At 39.4% G+C, this 14,576-nt stretch carries 16 protein-coding genes; 5 read left to right on the plus strand and 11 right to left on the minus strand.

The window, feature by feature from the left end; all coding sequences use genetic code 11:
- Nucleotides 1-185 precede the first annotated feature (185 nt).
- The 3 genes from pflB to A6J31_RS07490 all read left to right on the plus strand — a co-directional run bounded on the left by pflB (nt 186) and on the right by A6J31_RS07490 (nt 4,081).
- Entirely contained in the window at nt 186-2,498 is a 2,313-nt protein-coding gene (gene pflB / locus A6J31_RS07480; protein WP_002891716.1) for a formate C-acetyltransferase, read from the plus strand.
- Nucleotides 2,499-2,760: 262 nt separating this feature from the next.
- Nucleotides 2,761-3,543, plus strand: coding sequence for a carbonic anhydrase (locus tag A6J31_RS07485; RefSeq protein WP_038676691.1), 783 nt, complete (start codon nt 2,761-2,763; stop codon nt 3,541-3,543).
- An 85-nt stretch (nt 3,544-3,628) separates the two neighbouring features.
- The gene (locus tag A6J31_RS07490) at nt 3,629-4,081 is read left to right on the plus strand and encodes a GNAT family N-acetyltransferase (protein WP_080610835.1); all 453 of its coding nucleotides are present in this window, start codon (nt 3,629-3,631) and stop codon (nt 4,079-4,081) included.
- A 16-nt stretch (nt 4,082-4,097) separates the two neighbouring features.
- On the opposite strand, the gene A6J31_RS11525 is transcribed toward A6J31_RS07490, so the two are convergent.
- The 4 genes from A6J31_RS11525 to A6J31_RS07505 all read right to left on the minus strand — a co-directional run bounded on the left by A6J31_RS11525 (nt 4,098) and on the right by A6J31_RS07505 (nt 7,154).
- Entirely contained in the window at nt 4,098-4,760 is a 663-nt protein-coding gene (locus A6J31_RS11525) for a hypothetical protein (RefSeq protein ID WP_080610836.1), read from the minus strand.
- Between the two features lie 87 nt (nt 4,761-4,847).
- Nucleotides 4,848-5,351 carry a hypothetical protein gene (locus A6J31_RS07495; RefSeq protein WP_142390725.1) on the minus strand — a complete coding sequence of 168 codons (504 nt, stop codon included), beginning with the start codon at nt 5,349-5,351 and terminating at the stop codon, nt 4,848-4,850.
- 103 nt (nt 5,352-5,454) lie between these two features.
- On the minus strand, nt 5,455-6,399 hold the full coding sequence (locus tag A6J31_RS07500) for a serine hydrolase domain-containing protein (protein WP_080610839.1): 945 nt from the start codon (nt 6,397-6,399) through the stop codon (nt 5,455-5,457).
- Nucleotides 6,399-7,154, minus strand: a complete 756-nt coding sequence (locus A6J31_RS07505) for a CppA family protein (RefSeq protein ID WP_004183351.1) — start codon at nt 7,152-7,154, stop codon at nt 6,399-6,401. Before A6J31_RS07505 ends, A6J31_RS07500 begins: the two co-directional genes overlap by 1 nt.
- A 266-nt stretch (nt 7,155-7,420) precedes the next feature.
- Between A6J31_RS07505 and A6J31_RS07510 the strand changes: the two genes are divergently transcribed.
- On the plus strand, nt 7,421-7,999 hold the full coding sequence (locus tag A6J31_RS07510; protein ID WP_225791564.1) for a CPBP family intramembrane glutamic endopeptidase: 579 nt from the start codon (nt 7,421-7,423) through the stop codon (nt 7,997-7,999).
- Nucleotides 8,000-8,086: 87 nt separating this feature from the next.
- On the opposite strand, the gene gla is transcribed toward A6J31_RS07510, so the two are convergent.
- Nucleotides 8,087-8,953 (minus strand): aquaglyceroporin Gla, encoded by an 867-nt coding sequence (gene gla, locus A6J31_RS07515; RefSeq protein ID WP_021143668.1) that lies wholly within the window; start codon nt 8,951-8,953, stop codon nt 8,087-8,089.
- Between the two features lie 121 nt (nt 8,954-9,074).
- Between gla and A6J31_RS07520 the strand changes: the two genes are divergently transcribed.
- Nucleotides 9,075-11,342, plus strand: coding sequence for a Xaa-Pro dipeptidyl-peptidase (locus A6J31_RS07520; protein WP_048674839.1), 2,268 nt, complete (start codon nt 9,075-9,077; stop codon nt 11,340-11,342).
- A gap of 78 nt (nt 11,343-11,420) precedes the next feature.
- Here A6J31_RS07520 and A6J31_RS07525 read toward each other — a convergent pair whose 3' ends face one another.
- The 6 genes from A6J31_RS07525 to A6J31_RS07545 all read right to left on the minus strand — a co-directional run bounded on the left by A6J31_RS07525 (nt 11,421) and on the right by A6J31_RS07545 (nt 14,517).
- On the minus strand, nt 11,421-11,801 hold the full coding sequence (locus A6J31_RS07525) for a hypothetical protein (RefSeq protein ID WP_048674841.1): 381 nt from the start codon (nt 11,799-11,801) through the stop codon (nt 11,421-11,423).
- Nucleotides 11,802-11,924: 123 nt separating this feature from the next.
- A complete protein-coding gene (locus A6J31_RS07530) occupies nt 11,925-12,341 on the minus strand; it encodes a hypothetical protein (protein WP_048674843.1) in 417 nt (138 codons plus the stop codon).
- Between the two features lie 606 nt (nt 12,342-12,947).
- The gene (locus A6J31_RS11530) at nt 12,948-13,115 is read right to left on the minus strand and encodes a hypothetical protein (RefSeq protein ID WP_048674846.1); all 168 of its coding nucleotides are present in this window, start codon (nt 13,113-13,115) and stop codon (nt 12,948-12,950) included.
- Nucleotides 13,116-13,398: 283 nt separating this feature from the next.
- On the minus strand, nt 13,399-13,800 hold the full coding sequence (locus A6J31_RS11805) for a hypothetical protein (RefSeq protein WP_048674851.1): 402 nt from the start codon (nt 13,798-13,800) through the stop codon (nt 13,399-13,401).
- A 282-nt stretch (nt 13,801-14,082) separates the two neighbouring features.
- A complete protein-coding gene (locus tag A6J31_RS07540) occupies nt 14,083-14,247 on the minus strand; it encodes a class IIb bacteriocin, lactobin A/cerein 7B family (protein WP_225791565.1) in 165 nt (54 codons plus the stop codon).
- 36 nt (nt 14,248-14,283) lie between these two features.
- Nucleotides 14,284-14,517, minus strand: coding sequence for a Blp family class II bacteriocin (locus tag A6J31_RS07545; RefSeq protein WP_048674859.1), 234 nt, complete (start codon nt 14,515-14,517; stop codon nt 14,284-14,286).
- Between the last annotated feature and the right edge of the window lie 59 nt (nt 14,518-14,576).

A 14,576-nucleotide genomic window follows, 5' to 3' on the forward strand; every position in this document is an offset into this window, starting at 1 on the left:
ATGATACCAAAATCTACCAAAAAACAGAAATTTATAATACAGATTTGTCGTTTTCAAAACTGTATTATAAAAGAATGTCTCTAAAAACACAGTTTTAAAGTTGTGTAAGCGGTTACTGTGTGATAGAATACTTCTAGAGAATGTAACAGATAATTTTGTTACTAGAATTATAGGAGATTCAAACTATGGCAACGGTTAAAACCAACACAGATGTTTTTGAAAAAGCGTGGGAAGGCTTTAAAGGAACTGACTGGAAAGAAAAAGCTAGCGTTTCACGTTTCGTTCAAGCAAACTACACACCTTATGATGGTGACGAAAGCTTCCTTGCAGGACCAACTGAACGCTCTCTAAAAATTAAAAAAATCGTAGATGAAACTAAAGCAGGCTATGAAGCTGAAGGACGCTTCCCAATGGATACTCGTCCAACTTCAATCGCTGACATTGACGCAGGATACATTTCAAAAGAAGATGAACTTATCTATGGTATCCAAAATGATGAGCTCTTTAAATTGAACTTCATGCCTAAAGGTGGTATCCGTATGGCGGAAACTGCTTTGAAAGAACACGGTTATGAACCAGACCCAGCTGTACACGAAATTTTCACAAAATACGTGACTACAGTTAACGATGGTATCTTCCGTGCTTACACTTCAAACATCCGTCGTGCACGTCACGCTCACACAGTTACTGGTCTTCCAGATGCTTACTCACGTGGACGTATCATCGGGGTTTACGCTCGTCTTGCCCTCTACGGTGCTGACTACTTGATGCAAGAAAAAGTTAACGACTGGAATGCTATCAAAGAAATCGACGAAGAAACTATCCGTCTTCGTGAAGAAGTTAACCTTCAATACCAAGCACTTCAAGACGTTGTTCGCCTTGGTGACCTTTATGGTGTAGATGTTCGTCGTCCAGCCTTCGATACTAAAGAAGCTATCCAATGGACAAACATTGCTTTCATGGCAGTATGTCGTGTAATCAACGGTGCCGCTACTTCACTTGGTCGTGTGCCAATCGTCCTTGACGTATACGCAGAACGTGACCTTGCTCGTGGTACTTACACTGAATCAGAAATCCAAGAATTCGTTGATGATTTCGTTATGAAACTTCGTACAGTTAAGTTTGCTCGTACAAAAGCTTACGACCAATTGTACTCAGGTGACCCAACATTCATCACAACTTCTATGGCTGGTATGGGTGCTGACGGACGTCACCGTGTTACTAAGATGGACTACCGTTTCTTGAACACTCTTGATAACATCGGTAACTCTCCAGAACCAAACTTGACAGTTCTTTGGACTGACAAATTGCCTTACTCATTCCGTCGCTACTGTATGCACATGAGCCACAAACACTCTTCTATCCAATACGAAGGTGTAACTACTATGGCTAAAGACGGATACGGTGAAATGAGCTGTATCTCATGTTGTGTATCACCACTTGACCCAGAAAACGAAGAACAACGTCACAACATCCAATACTTCGGTGCTCGTGTTAACGTACTTAAAGCCCTTCTTACTGGTTTGAACGGTGGTTACGACGATGTTCATAAAGACTACAAAGTATTTGATATCGATCCAATCCGTGATGAAGTTCTTGACTTTGACACTGTTAAAGCTAACTTCGAAAAATCTCTTGACTGGTTGACTGACACTTACGTAGATGCCCTTAACATCATCCACTACATGACTGATAAGTACAACTATGAAGCTGTTCAAATGGCCTTCTTGCCAACTAAACAACGTGCTAACATGGGATTCGGTATCTGTGGTTTCGCAAATACTGTTGATACATTGTCAGCAATCAAATACGCTACAGTTAAACCAATCCGTGACGAAGATGGCTACATCTACGACTACGAAACAATCGGTGAATACCCACGTTGGGGTGAAGATGACCCACGTTCAAACGAATTGGCAGAATGGTTGATTGAAGCTTACACTACTCGTCTTCGTAGCCACAAACTCTACAAAGATGCAGAAGCTACAGTTTCACTTCTTACAATCACTTCTAACGTTGCTTACTCTAAACAAACTGGTAACTCTCCAGTTCACAAAGGGGTATACCTCAACGAAGATGGTTCAGTGAACTTGTCTAAATTGGAATTCTTCTCACCAGGTGCTAACCCATCTAACAAAGCTAAAGGTGGATGGTTGCAAAACTTGAACTCACTTGCAAGCCTTGACTTCGGTTATGCAGCTGACGGTATCTCACTTACTACTCAAGTATCGCCTCGTGCCCTTGGTAAGACTCACGACGAACAAGTTGACAACCTCGTAACTATCCTTGACGGATACTTCGAAAACGGTGGACAACACGTTAACTTGAACGTTATGGACTTGTCAGACGTTTACGAAAAGATTATGAGCGGTGAAGATGTTATCGTACGTATCTCTGGATACTGTGTAAACACTAAATACCTCACTCCAGAACAAAAAACTGAATTGACACAACGTGTCTTCCACGAAGTTCTTTCAATGGACGACGCTTTGGGATAAAATAACTAAAGAGCTCGCAATAGCGGGTTCTTTTATTTTTGCCAAAAACTAGTTTTCATTATATTTTTCTAAATCTGCTATCATTTACATTTGACTTTTCATCAGATTAGCTATAAAAATAGAGCGTTTCCGTTTGGTATCTCCAAACGCTTCCTTCTCAGAAGCACCTTAGAGAAACGATACTCAATGACTGTTAAACGGATGGTTTCTAATAACACGTAGACTATCATTGTTATAAGATTAAAGAGTATAAGGAGGACAAATGAATAAGAAAAGTTTTAAGATAATTGGATTAGTCTCTCTCGTAGCAAGCACTGTCCTACTCGTAGCCTGCCAGTCTGATACAAAAAACGAATCCTCAAAGTCCAAGGACGTTCAATGGGGTTATACTGGTGCTACTGGTCCAGACCATTGGGATGACCTTTCTAAAGATTATGAACTCAGCAAAAATGGTAAAGAACAATCTCCGATCAATATCACCGGAGCTGAGGACGTTGATCTTCCAGAACTAAACCTTAATAATCAAGAATCAGAAGCTCAAGTTGAAAATAACGGGCATACGATTGAAGTCAGTTTTAAAAATCCAAAGAATACCCTAACGATTGGTGATGATGTCTATAAATTACAGCAGTTTCATTTTCACGCACCTAGTGAGAATGAAATTGATGGTCAGACTTATCCTCTAGAGGGGCACTTCGTCTATAAGACAGATAATGGAAAAATCACAGTTATCTCAGTTCTCTATAATTATGGCGATGAAAATCAAGCCTTAAAACAAATCTGGGATAAAATGCCTCAGGCGGCCAATACAGAAACCGAGCTTCCTCAGGCTATATCACTAGACGATTTCTATCCTGAAGACAAGGACTACTACAACTTCGAAGGTTCCTTGACAACACCTCCATGTACTGAGGGTGTTAACTGGATTGTCTTCAAGAATCAAGAAACCGTTAGCAAAGAACAAGTGGAAAAATTCACCCAAACCCTTGGATTTGAAAATAACCGCCCTATCCAAGATACAAACGGTCGAAAAATTAAAGAATAAAACAAGATCAAAAGCTTGATGATACCTCCTCGCATCGAGCTTTTTTTCATTGACAACTAACTATAGACTTTGTTACACTTGCCCTATGATTATCAAACATACAAGAGACACACTCTCAGAAACTTACCTCGATGCCGTAGCCATCCGAAACACTGTTTTTGTAAAGGGTCAAGGCGTTCCTCGCTCCATCGAGATTGATGCGAATGAAGCCTACTGCATCCACTTTGTTCTATATGATGACAAAGGCAAGGCTGCAGCAACCGTACGCCTACTACCGAATAAAGACTTGACTCAGGTCACCCTTCAACGTATGGCGGTGCTCGATGCCTACCAAGGTCAAGGTCTAGGGAGCATTCTCCTAAAAGAAGTTGAAGATTTTGCACAAGAACAAGGCTTCCAGACTATTTCTCTCCATGCTCAACTCGGTGCACTTAAGTTCTACCTCAATAATGGCTATCAAGAAGTCGGTAACATCTTTGAAGAAGCTGGTATCCAACACATTACTGTTGAAAAATCCTTAATAAGTAAAAAAGCTTAAGCAGTTGACCTACTGCTTAAGCTTCTTCTTTTGTCGCAAATATAGGATAACCATGCTCGACAGCTAGAACTGTCACATTTTTTCTAGCTTTTAATGTCTCTGTGATTTTTTTCCAGCTACGATTTCCCATAATGATAACGATCATCGTTACCATATAAACTAAAAAAGCAGGATATCTAGCAAAGTCGGTAAATGTCAATTTTAAGGACTCCAGAATTTTCCTGAGTATAAAGGCGTAACCAATCACAATATGAGTGAGTCCACAAAAGTACCCTAAACCTATAAGCAAATACTCTATTTGAAGCTTCTTGGAACGCCTCTTGTAGAGCAACTTATAGTCTTGACCATACTTTTCAAACACAGGAAAATGAATATCAAACCCTCTTCTCATACGAAGGACTTTTAAATCGGGTTGGGCACGATACCCAAGGCAATGAATCAGTTTGTATAGTAGTTCTCTTATCAAAATATAAAAAGAAATAATAGGGTTAGATAACAAGCTAATAAATACCAAAACTACAAAAGAGTCTACATCTCTATCGGTCGTCAAAAAAATGATCACCACTGTAAAACACATACCACAGACAAAGAGACTACTCCCGTTAAGCATGCAAAAGAGCAGACTCAGAAACCAGGAGACAAATCTACTTTGTTTAGGTGGCTTAAGCGACCGTTGCATTATGAACTCCTTCTTCATGATTCCAATCAAAACATGGTAATTTTTGATTAACTTGGTGAGCCCTTCGTATAAGCTTCACTTTAGTCTTTATTTCTTTAGAAAAATAGGGTAAAAATACTCCTCTGAGATAACTTTTAAGTTAAAATAACGGACAAAGTGACTTTTCAGATGTATGAGCCATCTTACAGAAAAAATCAAAACACCACATAAGAGCAAGAAGAGTATATAGCCAACTTTTCCTAAGGTGAAGCTATAACCGATTAGAACGACTAAGATGATTAAGAGATAGAGTCTACCAAGAGTCGCTAGGAAATAAAGAAATTGATGTCTAAGAGAGCGCTTATCATATAGTATTTTGTAGGCATCTGTCGTTTTTTCAAAAAATACTATATATGACGTTCTACCTCGGTAATCCTCTTCTCCAAAGGGGCGGGCATGGTAACCACAGAAATGAAAAAGTTTAAATAAGATGCCATTCCACATCCTATAAAATGTCACAACCAAAAGTATGACAGCAATAACTTTTGGAATATCCACCTCTTGCCCGACCTGACCAACACCAAATAGATGCTTCAGCCATACAAATGTCACATAAGAAAAGACTATCAAACATATCTTCAAAAAGATAAACAATTGTGTCGCCCCGACACTAATCTCACCTTCTAGAGGATTAAAAGATGCCCCTCTTCTATTTTTATTTGTCAGAATGTACCAACTCCTTCTTCATTATCTCAATTAAAACATCTCTGTCCTTAATCCATTGAGCTCTCTCATCCTTGTAGTAAGTACGATTACTGAGGAAGATCGCCGCACGTTGAGCTGGGATATTGATAAGCACAAAGGTACCTGTATAACCAGTATGAAGAATCCACTCTCCTTGAAGGTCCCAAGCGACACTGCGTTCCTTATTGGATTGGCTGATATTTTGCGTCAGATTTTTAGCAAAATCGTCCGCCAAATAATGGTTAACAAAAATCTCTAAGTCTTTTAGGGTTGAAAAGAGACCTGCCGAACCCGTATGTTCTTTGAGAACTCGAGCCTTGGGATCATGAACAGTCCCACCCGGAACCCCCTCAACCGTTGGAACAGCAACCTCAACTGGTCCAAACCCTGTTTCAGACATACCAAACGGTTGGAAAATTTCGGAGTCAAAAAGCTTATCCAGTGTTTGTCCAGAGACTTTCTCAAGCATCAAGCCTAGGAGAATAAAATTAATATCTGTATACAAGAAAGGTTTATCAGCCTTAACTTTGATGGCATTAATAGCAGCAATCAAGCCAGCTTGGTCTAAGTCATCACGATTTGGAATAAAAGGATCAATTCCGCTACTGTGAGAAAGAAGCTGACGAAGGGTCAGCGTCTTATCCACCACTTCAGGATAATAGGTCGATAGTTTCTCATCCAAGTCCAATTTTCCCGCTTGTAAGTAGAATAGACAGAGAGTCCCAACTCCGACTACCTTGGAAACACTAGCCAGATCATAGGTCAGTCCTGGAACTACCGGAATAGTTCCATCCTGAGTTCCTAGATAATGCTCCTGCCAATCTTGTCCATCATAAAGTGCAAGGCTGGCACCCGGAAAGATGTCAGCCTTGATGTAGTCTGTAATTGTTGACAATGTTTGTTGAAAATTAGTCATTACTTTGTAAACCAAACCTCAATATTGCTCATGTCAGTGAGTGCGAGCAAGTTTCCTTTGCTGTCTAGGTAACTAGAGAACTGTTCTTTTTCAAGTTTATCATGCAAGGCAACTAAGTCATAGTCTTCTGCCACCTTAAACTCTAGAATTTCCAAATCCCAAGTCTGGTCTGGACTCACTTGGAGGTCAGGACCTTCTGCTTTTTCAAAGTGGATAGACAAAGGCAATTCTTCGCCAAAAAGATTATCGTAGAAGAAAGCTGCTTGAGCTGTATCAACAACGTTCAAGGTCAAAGACTCAACCGTAAAGTCTGACACTCCTTTGAAATCTTCTTTTTCTTCAACATCTGCGTATTCAACTGTCTTAAGAGTAGACAAGTCATCTTCAGCATGCATCAAAATAAGACCATTCTCAGGTGAGATTGTTTCAAAGGCATAGCCCTTTTCCCCTTGGAAAATAGCCTTGGCTTGGTGATCATCACGCGCCAAAAGGTACTCAATTTCAAGTGGATTTGAAACTTTAATGACCACTTTATTAATTTTCTTAGGACCTTCAACAGCGCGACAACGATAAGCTGGTGACTCCTCAATCACAAAAAGTGAGTTACGGTCTGTCCAATCTGTGAAGACCGCAAGGGCATTTTCCTCAGTCAAAAGCTTAAATCCTAATGTATTTTGGTAAAAATCAATATTTTCCTGTCTATTATTCACACGAAAGATTGGTGTGTGAAACTTAAAATTCCCTGATTGCGTCATGACAACCTCCATTCTTCTCTATTTTATCCGAAAAGAGCTTGTGTGACAAGGATTTTCCTAAGAAAAAACAGTATTGTAATTTTTTCACTTTCTTTCACACAAATTATGAAAATCATTACATTATCTTTACTTTGGGGCTAGCATTTTCCTCATTTTAGAGTATAATAGAGTCTATGAAAACTCTTGTCAATAATCTGGCATTTAGACATGCCTATCAGGGATTTTTTTTACTGCTGATGATAGCTATCCCAAACATCACCTTAGGTATGACAACCTTATATAACAATCAGACTGGATTGACTTTTACGAAGCTTGAAAGCTGGGGAGTCATCGCTATCAATCTCATCATTTTTTACCTTACCTATCTCTGGGCAAAGAGTGAAGGATTGATGACTCGTTTTAGACTAGACCTCAAGGATGCTAAAGCAATTATCTGGGGCTTTCTCACTATCTTCTTGATGGGAGTCATTGGCAGTAATCTTATGCTACTAACCCATACCAACTACCATGCAGAACTTCAAAAGACGCTCACAACAACGCCTATCCTTCCAGTAGCCATTGGTATGATTTCGGCAGCCTTCCTCCAAGAAATCCTCTTTCGCAAGTGGATTTTCACCTGGTTAGCTCCTTATTCGAAAACAGCTGTGCTAGTCAGCACTGGGCTCTTTTGTCTCTTTCATATGCCAACTAATCTTGCCTACCTCACTCTTTATATCGGAATGGGCTTGGCTCTCTCTATGGTCTACCAAAAAAGAGAAAACTTATCTGCAAGTATCACACTTCATGTTTTATGGAATCTTTACACCTTAGGTGCTACCATTCTAGTAATGACTAATCCAATGTGACTGAGAATATTTTCTCAGTTTTTTATTACTTTCAAAATTTTAAGCATAAAAAAATCTGAAGCACTAACTTCAGATTTTTTGTATTGATTAAAGGTAGAGGAACTTGAACAAAGCTATAGCTAAAACTCCTGCTAAGATTGGAGCCACAACTGGAACCCATGCATACCACCATTTAGAATCACCTTTGTGCTCACCAAGAACTGTTGTTGGCAAAATGTGGTGGAGAAGACGTGGCATCAAGTCACGGGCTGGGTTAAGAGCTGGACCTGTTGCACCACCAAACGAAATAACCAAGGCTGCAACCAAGAAACCAACACCGATGTGGGCAACCGCAAGTGCACCATTAGCCATTTGACCTGTTACAGCTTCTTTATCATACCCATATTGAACTGCTTGTGAGACTAATTTGTGACCAAAGTAGTTGTTAGTCAAGGCAAGAGCACCAAAGAAGAGAAGGAATGAACCCGCAAACTCATTGGCAAAACCATTAAGCCAAGCACGTTTGTGATTTTCCTCTGAGTCTGAGTTATCATCAACAGCAGAGATTGTAGAGAAGGTACCGAGGATGTTGTTTGGATTCTCAGTTTGAAGATAATAAGGTTGGTGAACCCAAACCACGATAGCTTGTCCTAAGAAAGCACCGAGAAGTTGAGCAATCAAGTAACCTGGAACGGCTACCCATGAGAACAAGCCAGATGCAGCAAGTCCAAGTGTGAAGGCTGGGTTGATGTGGTTACCAGAAACATCACCAAACATAAGTGCTGGCATCATTACCGCAAAACCATAACCAAAACCAATAACAAGCCATCCAGACTTACTACCCTTAGTCCCTTTAAGCTCAACATTGGCAACCGAACCATTACCAAGTGCAACCATCAAAGCTGTCCCAATAAACTCAGTAATGTACTTCATAATCCAATCATGACTGAGCGCTTCTTTTAGAAAATCATTCATTTGTCTCTTTATTTCCTTTCACATTTTACAATAATTTAGACATCTATCATTTTATCAAGTATAATGTCTGATGTAAAGATATTTCTGAAATGTTTATGTATTCTTTTTGAGGTTTTTAAATATGAAATTTAACCAGTTTAGTTACATCCCTGTTAGTCCTGAAATTGCTTGTCAGGAACTTCGTTCTTTAGGCTTTGAAGTCTCTCTAGATGCCAGTGCCAAAGCCAATTTTGAGGCTTTTGTTCGCAAGCACTTCCTTTTCTTTGAAGATACTGATTTGGCTTTGAAAAATTGGATCGCTGATACAGAGACTGATCTCCTAACCTTCTTCCAATCAGACCGTCCTTTGACTGCTGACGTCTTTGGTTTGGTAGCTCTTCAAATGCTAGGATTTGTCCCTAATGTGGACTTTACAGACAGTGCTGCTTTCCTAGAGGAAATGGCTTTTCCAATTACTTTTGATGGTAGCCTTAATAACCTCCATCAATTGCTAGCAACACGCACACAGTCTGGCAATACCTTAATTGATCAGTTAGTAGCTCAGGATTTGATTCCTGTAAGTAATAACTACGTCTTCTTTAATGGTAAGAGCTTGGCAACATTTGACACTAATCAGCTTCACCGTGAGGTGGTTTATGTCGAAACACCTGTAGATACCGATCAAGATGGACAGTTAGATTTGGTCAAGGTAACTATCTTACGTCCTGATGTGGACTTCCCAGTTCCAGCCATGATGACCGCAAGTCCTTATCAACAAGGGACTAACGAGCCTGCTTCAGACAAGCTTACCCACAAGATGGAAGGTGATTTGCTCGTCAAACCAACAGGTGAAATCTCCCTTAGCCAACCAGAAATCAAGACACCAGAGGCAGACCTTACGCCTATCAATCCTGTCACGAAGGCTCAGGAGCGTTTTGCTCACACAGATACCTACACGCTTAACGATTACATGTTGGCTCGTGGTGTGGCTTCTATCTATGTGTCGGGTGTCGGTACCTTCAATTCTGAAGGCTTCATGACCTCTGGAGACTATCAGCAAGTTCTGGCCTATAAAGCTGTCATCGACTGGCTCAATGGTCGTGCACGCGCCTTTACTAGCCGTAGCAGACAGCATACCATCACTGCAGATTGGGCATCTGGTAAGGTGACTACTACTGGACTTTCATACTTGGGTACCATGTCCAACGCCCTTGCTACAACTGGTGTTGACGGTTTGGAGATGGTTATCGCTGAAGCAGGTATTTCTTCTTGGTACGACTACTATCGTGAAAATGGACTCCTCGTCAGTCCTGGAGGCTATCCTGGTGAAGATCTCGACACCTTGACTGAATTTACCTATTCTCGTGCCCTATTAGCTGGAGAATACCTACGCCACCAAAAAGACTACCAAGCCTACCTCAAAGAGCTAAGCACAGCCATTGATCGTAAGCATGGTGATTATAGCCAGTTCTGGCATGACCGTAACTATGTGCAGTTCGCAGACCGTGTTAAAGCTACTGTTGTCTTTACACATGGTAGCCAAGATTGGAATGTCAAACCGATTAACGTCTATCAAATGTTCAATGCTCTTCCAGACTCTCTTGAAAAACACCTCTTCTTCCACAATGGTGCCCACGTTTACATGAATGCTTGGCAGTCTATTGACTTCCGAGAAAGCATGAACGCCTTGATTTGTCAGAAACTCCTTGGTTTGGAGAATGGCTACACACTGCCTACTGTTATCTGGCAAAACAACCAGTCTGAACAGACCTGGGAAGTTCTCGATAACTTTGGACACGACAATGGTAAAAGCATTCAGCTTGGTGAGACTGAAGCCAGCATCGCTAACCATTATAAAGAGGAAACCTTCACCAAATACGGTAAAGCATACCAAAGCTTCAAGGATGCCCTCTTTGCAGACAAAGCCAATGCCATTACCTTGGACTTTGAACTGGACCAAGACATCCAGATTAATGGCCGTGTCCATCTAGAGCTCAAAGTCAAATCTAGCACAAACCGTGGTCTCATTTCGGCCCAAGTTCTGGAAATGGGTGACAAGAAGTATCTCGCACCTATTCCCGCACTCAAACGCATGAATTTAGATAATGGCCGTCTCTTCAAGGAAGAAGCCTTACGTGAATTGCCATTCAAGCAGGCAAAATACCGTGTCATTACCAAGGGACACCTTAACCTGCAAAATCGTAAAGACCTCCTCACCATTGAGGATGTCACTCCAAATGAATGGATGACTATCGGTTTGGATTTGCAACCAACCATCTACAAACTCAACAAGGGCGACAAACTCCGACTTGTTCTCTATACCACAGACTTTGAGCACACCATTCGTGACAATAGTGACTACGAATTAACTGTGGACCTAAGCCAAAGTCAGATGACATTGCCTTATTAGTCTTTATCGCAAAAATCCCATAGGATGAGAACTCCCATGGGATTTTTTTATTGTGTGGAAATAAACAAGATTTAGTCTTCAATTTTTACGATTCATTTTAATGTTATTTAAACAAATGATGTAGCCAAGACAGTGGAACAACACAAAGATATGCCAGTAAAAATAAAGCATAAAGCTATCAGATTTAGTCAGCGTATAAAAAAGTAAAATGGCAACTAACAAAATGGAGAGCCACAGCGTCTTCTTAAAGAATAAAAAGTATTGATGCCATATCTCTTTATCGCCCAAAGTAACTTTAGATTTTTTGATTAGGAAAAGATGCATCAAAATCTCTGCTAGACTGCTAAGTACTGTTAAAACCAGAATCTTACTTAGAGGAATACCTAAAAAGAATCCCATCCACTCAATAAGCAATTGGGACAAAACAATGGCCGTAATGGCACGTAGATTTTTTGACATAAAACTTAAACCTCACAGTTCTCTCAAACAGAAAGTTTTCACAACACCTAGAAAGTTACCAAAGCATAGATAAGAACTTACAGCATCGCAATTTTTATAGGCGTGTCTATCATAAACTGAATTCTAGCCTCGTTCACTTTGTTTAATAACTTTAAGCACTCTAGGTGTCAGAAAAGCTAGCAAACAAATATCCAAAACAATCACAACAATAATGATTAGACGCCATTCGGCATCTCTCACCGTCAGCAAACGATAAATACCAGCTAAAATTATAGCCAAATGCGCCAAGCCCATACCAGCGTAAATTTGTTTAAGAGTAAACTGTCGTTCTTCAAGTGGACGACGGTCAAGCTCTTGCTTAATCAACAGGGGCAACACAAGTAAAAAGATTGATAGCAATGCCAGAGGTAGCCAAATCCAGATTGGATGCTGACTAGATAGAGTATTTAAAGCTATATTCCCAATGACTACTCCTAGGATTGCTGATACGACACGTAACGAACGTAACACAGCAGAACTAAATTTTTGTAATATCACCATTTTAACTCCTTTTTTACTAGGACTATTTAAACAAATTATAAGGTATTATCATAGAAATGATTGGCTATTATTTCTGAATCTAGAATAGCTAAAACCTCGTAAATATCACATTAATCGTGACAGATTAGAGTAACGACATCACTTCTCATTTCTACAAATCAGCTGACTAAGATCATCAGAGAGCGATGAAGAAACATAAAGTGACAAGGTATAAAATAAAAATGTTCTTTCTTGATGCCAGAAAAATGTTATCACACATTGAATACAGACAGCCAAAATAACTTGCACGATAAATTTAATATATTTTCTAGAAATAACAAATTGTTCCAATAGTAATCCTCCTTTCATGACATTTTTTGAAGACCCAGACCCTGCAAGTTTTGTCTATACGATAGAAGAATATCCTTCAAACATTGGAAATTCACTCTAATTTTCACATGTTTCATTAATCACTTTCTTATTATAACACTTTTATGCAACGTAAATTGAATAATGTCACAAACGGTTACTATATTTTCTGAATGGTGGGGTTAGAGTGAGCTTTAGAGTCTTTTCCTCTCAAGATAGTGACAAAACACAAGTAATCGGATTATCTAGGACTCAACATTATTTCTTAAATTGTGTCCATTTTTTAAAAAGCAGACTATAAAGAAGCAAGGTTAGCCCCAACAAGTTAATGGTATGGTGGACTGCATCCAAACTTCTAAATAGATTAGCGAGGCCCATTCCGATGAGAATGGTAGCCAGTAAATACGGTTTTGAGTTTTTGAACATACTTTTCTCCTTAAAGTGTTTTTAGCTTTCTGTGCAAAGCTATGATTTTTATTATAGATTGGAAGCCGATAAAAAAGTAGTGACATAAATGTCACTACTTGTCTGACCTTATATCCTTGATAATCGTACACATAAGAAAGAGAAAAAGACATAACCCAATAATATTTAGGCATTGAAGTCCAAAATTCAGTTTTTCTCCCAAGTTATGTAAGGCAACAAGGATGAAGCCCATAGACATCATTAGAGATACTAGGTGTTTTTTAGTCATGATTATAGATACCTTTTATCTTTTAAAATATTTTTTGACTTGCAAATAAGCTAGAAAATCACAGAGGATTAACAAAAGCATTAATACGGCTAGTACTATACGGTCTGTGGTATCACTGAATGTAAGTAATGTGTAAAACTCTACACAAAGCACTAGAAATGAGATGACCAGAAAGACAATGAAGGACTGCCGTATTGTTAACGGATTCACTGAATCTGGACGCTTCTTAAGAATATGGTAGAGCAGCCCATTTACAAAAATGACTACTAAAGCTAGTGCTCCGACTGCTAACCAAATCTCTGGAGAGGTCTTGCTTTTGTAGAGAGAAATACTGGTACTTATAAGGAAAACTGCCAGTACAGCAGTGACGACCCTAGAAAATCGCAATACTCTCGAACTAACATTCTTTAACTTCATGATAAAACACCTAAATTATGAATAACCTCAGTCAGTCTTGTAAACTGAATAAGCTATTACATTAAACTCTATTCCTTTCTGTATTTTTTTATACTGCTGTAAGATCTCAAAAAAGACCTTAGCGATTACATTCTACTGGAGATGTAATACAGTAGCGTCATTAGTACTGATACTTTAAATAGGCGAATATACATATCTTTGTTTTTTCTATTACTAAGATATGCAATCAAATATAATATAATCTCCGCTATTATCAGCAAGAATAATTTTACTTCGGGAACATCAAAAATAAGCATTTGCAAGCCCCGAAGTAGCACATATCATAGTATAACCCCCTGCGGAAACAGGTCCTGCTGCCCATGCCATGAGCATACCACCTAGACAGCCACCAATTACTGCTCCAACTTTCCCACCACCAGAAATAATTTCTAGCTCAGCATCGCACATCTTATTATACTTAGTCACATTCATTTTTTAACCTCTCTAAAAGCTCGCTCCGATACATGCTAGCCCACCAGCAACTGCTCCAACATGTGCTCCTACAAATGCTCCTGGAAATGCTGTAACACCAAATGCTGCCATACCACCTGTAAATCCAGCACCTGCGCCAGTTAAAGCTCCTCCAAAGATTAAATCTTTACATCTATTTCCACCTTCAACGTTTGCAAGTGCCTCGAGATCGAGTGTTTCAAAATTGTTCATTGTTTGTGTTGTCATTCTAACAACCTCCTAAAATATTATTTTTTAGCTTTTTCTCTTAAGCTATGGTTTTATTA

It is taken from the genome of Streptococcus sp. FDAARGOS_192 (assembly GCF_002073815.2).
Taxonomy (GTDB): Bacteria; Bacillota; Bacilli; order Lactobacillales; family Streptococcaceae; genus Streptococcus; species Streptococcus salivarius_H.

Bases quoted from the DNA above. Each gene is read 5' to 3' on its own strand.
- pflB (WP_002891716.1), top strand. From the start codon at position 186: ATGGCAACGGTTAAAACCAACACAGATGTTTTTGAAAAAGCGTGGGAA.
- A6J31_RS07485 (WP_038676691.1), top strand. From the start codon at position 2,761: ATGAATAAGAAAAGTTTTAAGATAATTGGATTAGTCTCTCTCGTAGCA.
- A6J31_RS07490 (WP_080610835.1), top strand. From the start codon at position 3,629: ATGATTATCAAACATACAAGAGACACACTCTCAGAAACTTACCTCGAT.
- A6J31_RS11525 (WP_080610836.1), bottom strand. From the start codon at position 4,760: ATGCAACGGTCGCTTAAGCCACCTAAACAAAGTAGATTTGTCTCCTGG.
- A6J31_RS07500 (WP_080610839.1), bottom strand. From the start codon at position 6,399: ATGACTAATTTTCAACAAACATTGTCAACAATTACAGACTACATCAAG.
- A6J31_RS07505 (WP_004183351.1), bottom strand. From the start codon at position 7,154: ATGACGCAATCAGGGAATTTTAAGTTTCACACACCAATCTTTCGTGTG.
- A6J31_RS07510 (WP_225791564.1), top strand. From the start codon at position 7,421: ATGACAACCTTATATAACAATCAGACTGGATTGACTTTTACGAAGCTT.
- gla (WP_021143668.1), bottom strand. From the start codon at position 8,953: ATGAATGATTTTCTAAAAGAAGCGCTCAGTCATGATTGGATTATGAAG.
- A6J31_RS07520 (WP_048674839.1), top strand. From the start codon at position 9,075: ATGAAATTTAACCAGTTTAGTTACATCCCTGTTAGTCCTGAAATTGCT.
- A6J31_RS07525 (WP_048674841.1), bottom strand. From the start codon at position 11,801: ATGTCAAAAAATCTACGTGCCATTACGGCCATTGTTTTGTCCCAATTG.
- A6J31_RS07530 (WP_048674843.1), bottom strand. From the start codon at position 12,341: ATGGTGATATTACAAAAATTTAGTTCTGCTGTGTTACGTTCGTTACGT.
- A6J31_RS11530 (WP_048674846.1), bottom strand. From the start codon at position 13,115: ATGTTCAAAAACTCAAAACCGTATTTACTGGCTACCATTCTCATCGGA.
- A6J31_RS11805 (WP_048674851.1), bottom strand. From the start codon at position 13,800: ATGAAGTTAAAGAATGTTAGTTCGAGAGTATTGCGATTTTCTAGGGTC.
- A6J31_RS07540 (WP_225791565.1), bottom strand. From the start codon at position 14,247: ATGTGCGATGCTGAGCTAGAAATTATTTCTGGTGGTGGGAAAGTTGGA.
- A6J31_RS07545 (WP_048674859.1), bottom strand. From the start codon at position 14,517: ATGACAACACAAACAATGAACAATTTTGAAACACTCGATCTCGAGGCA.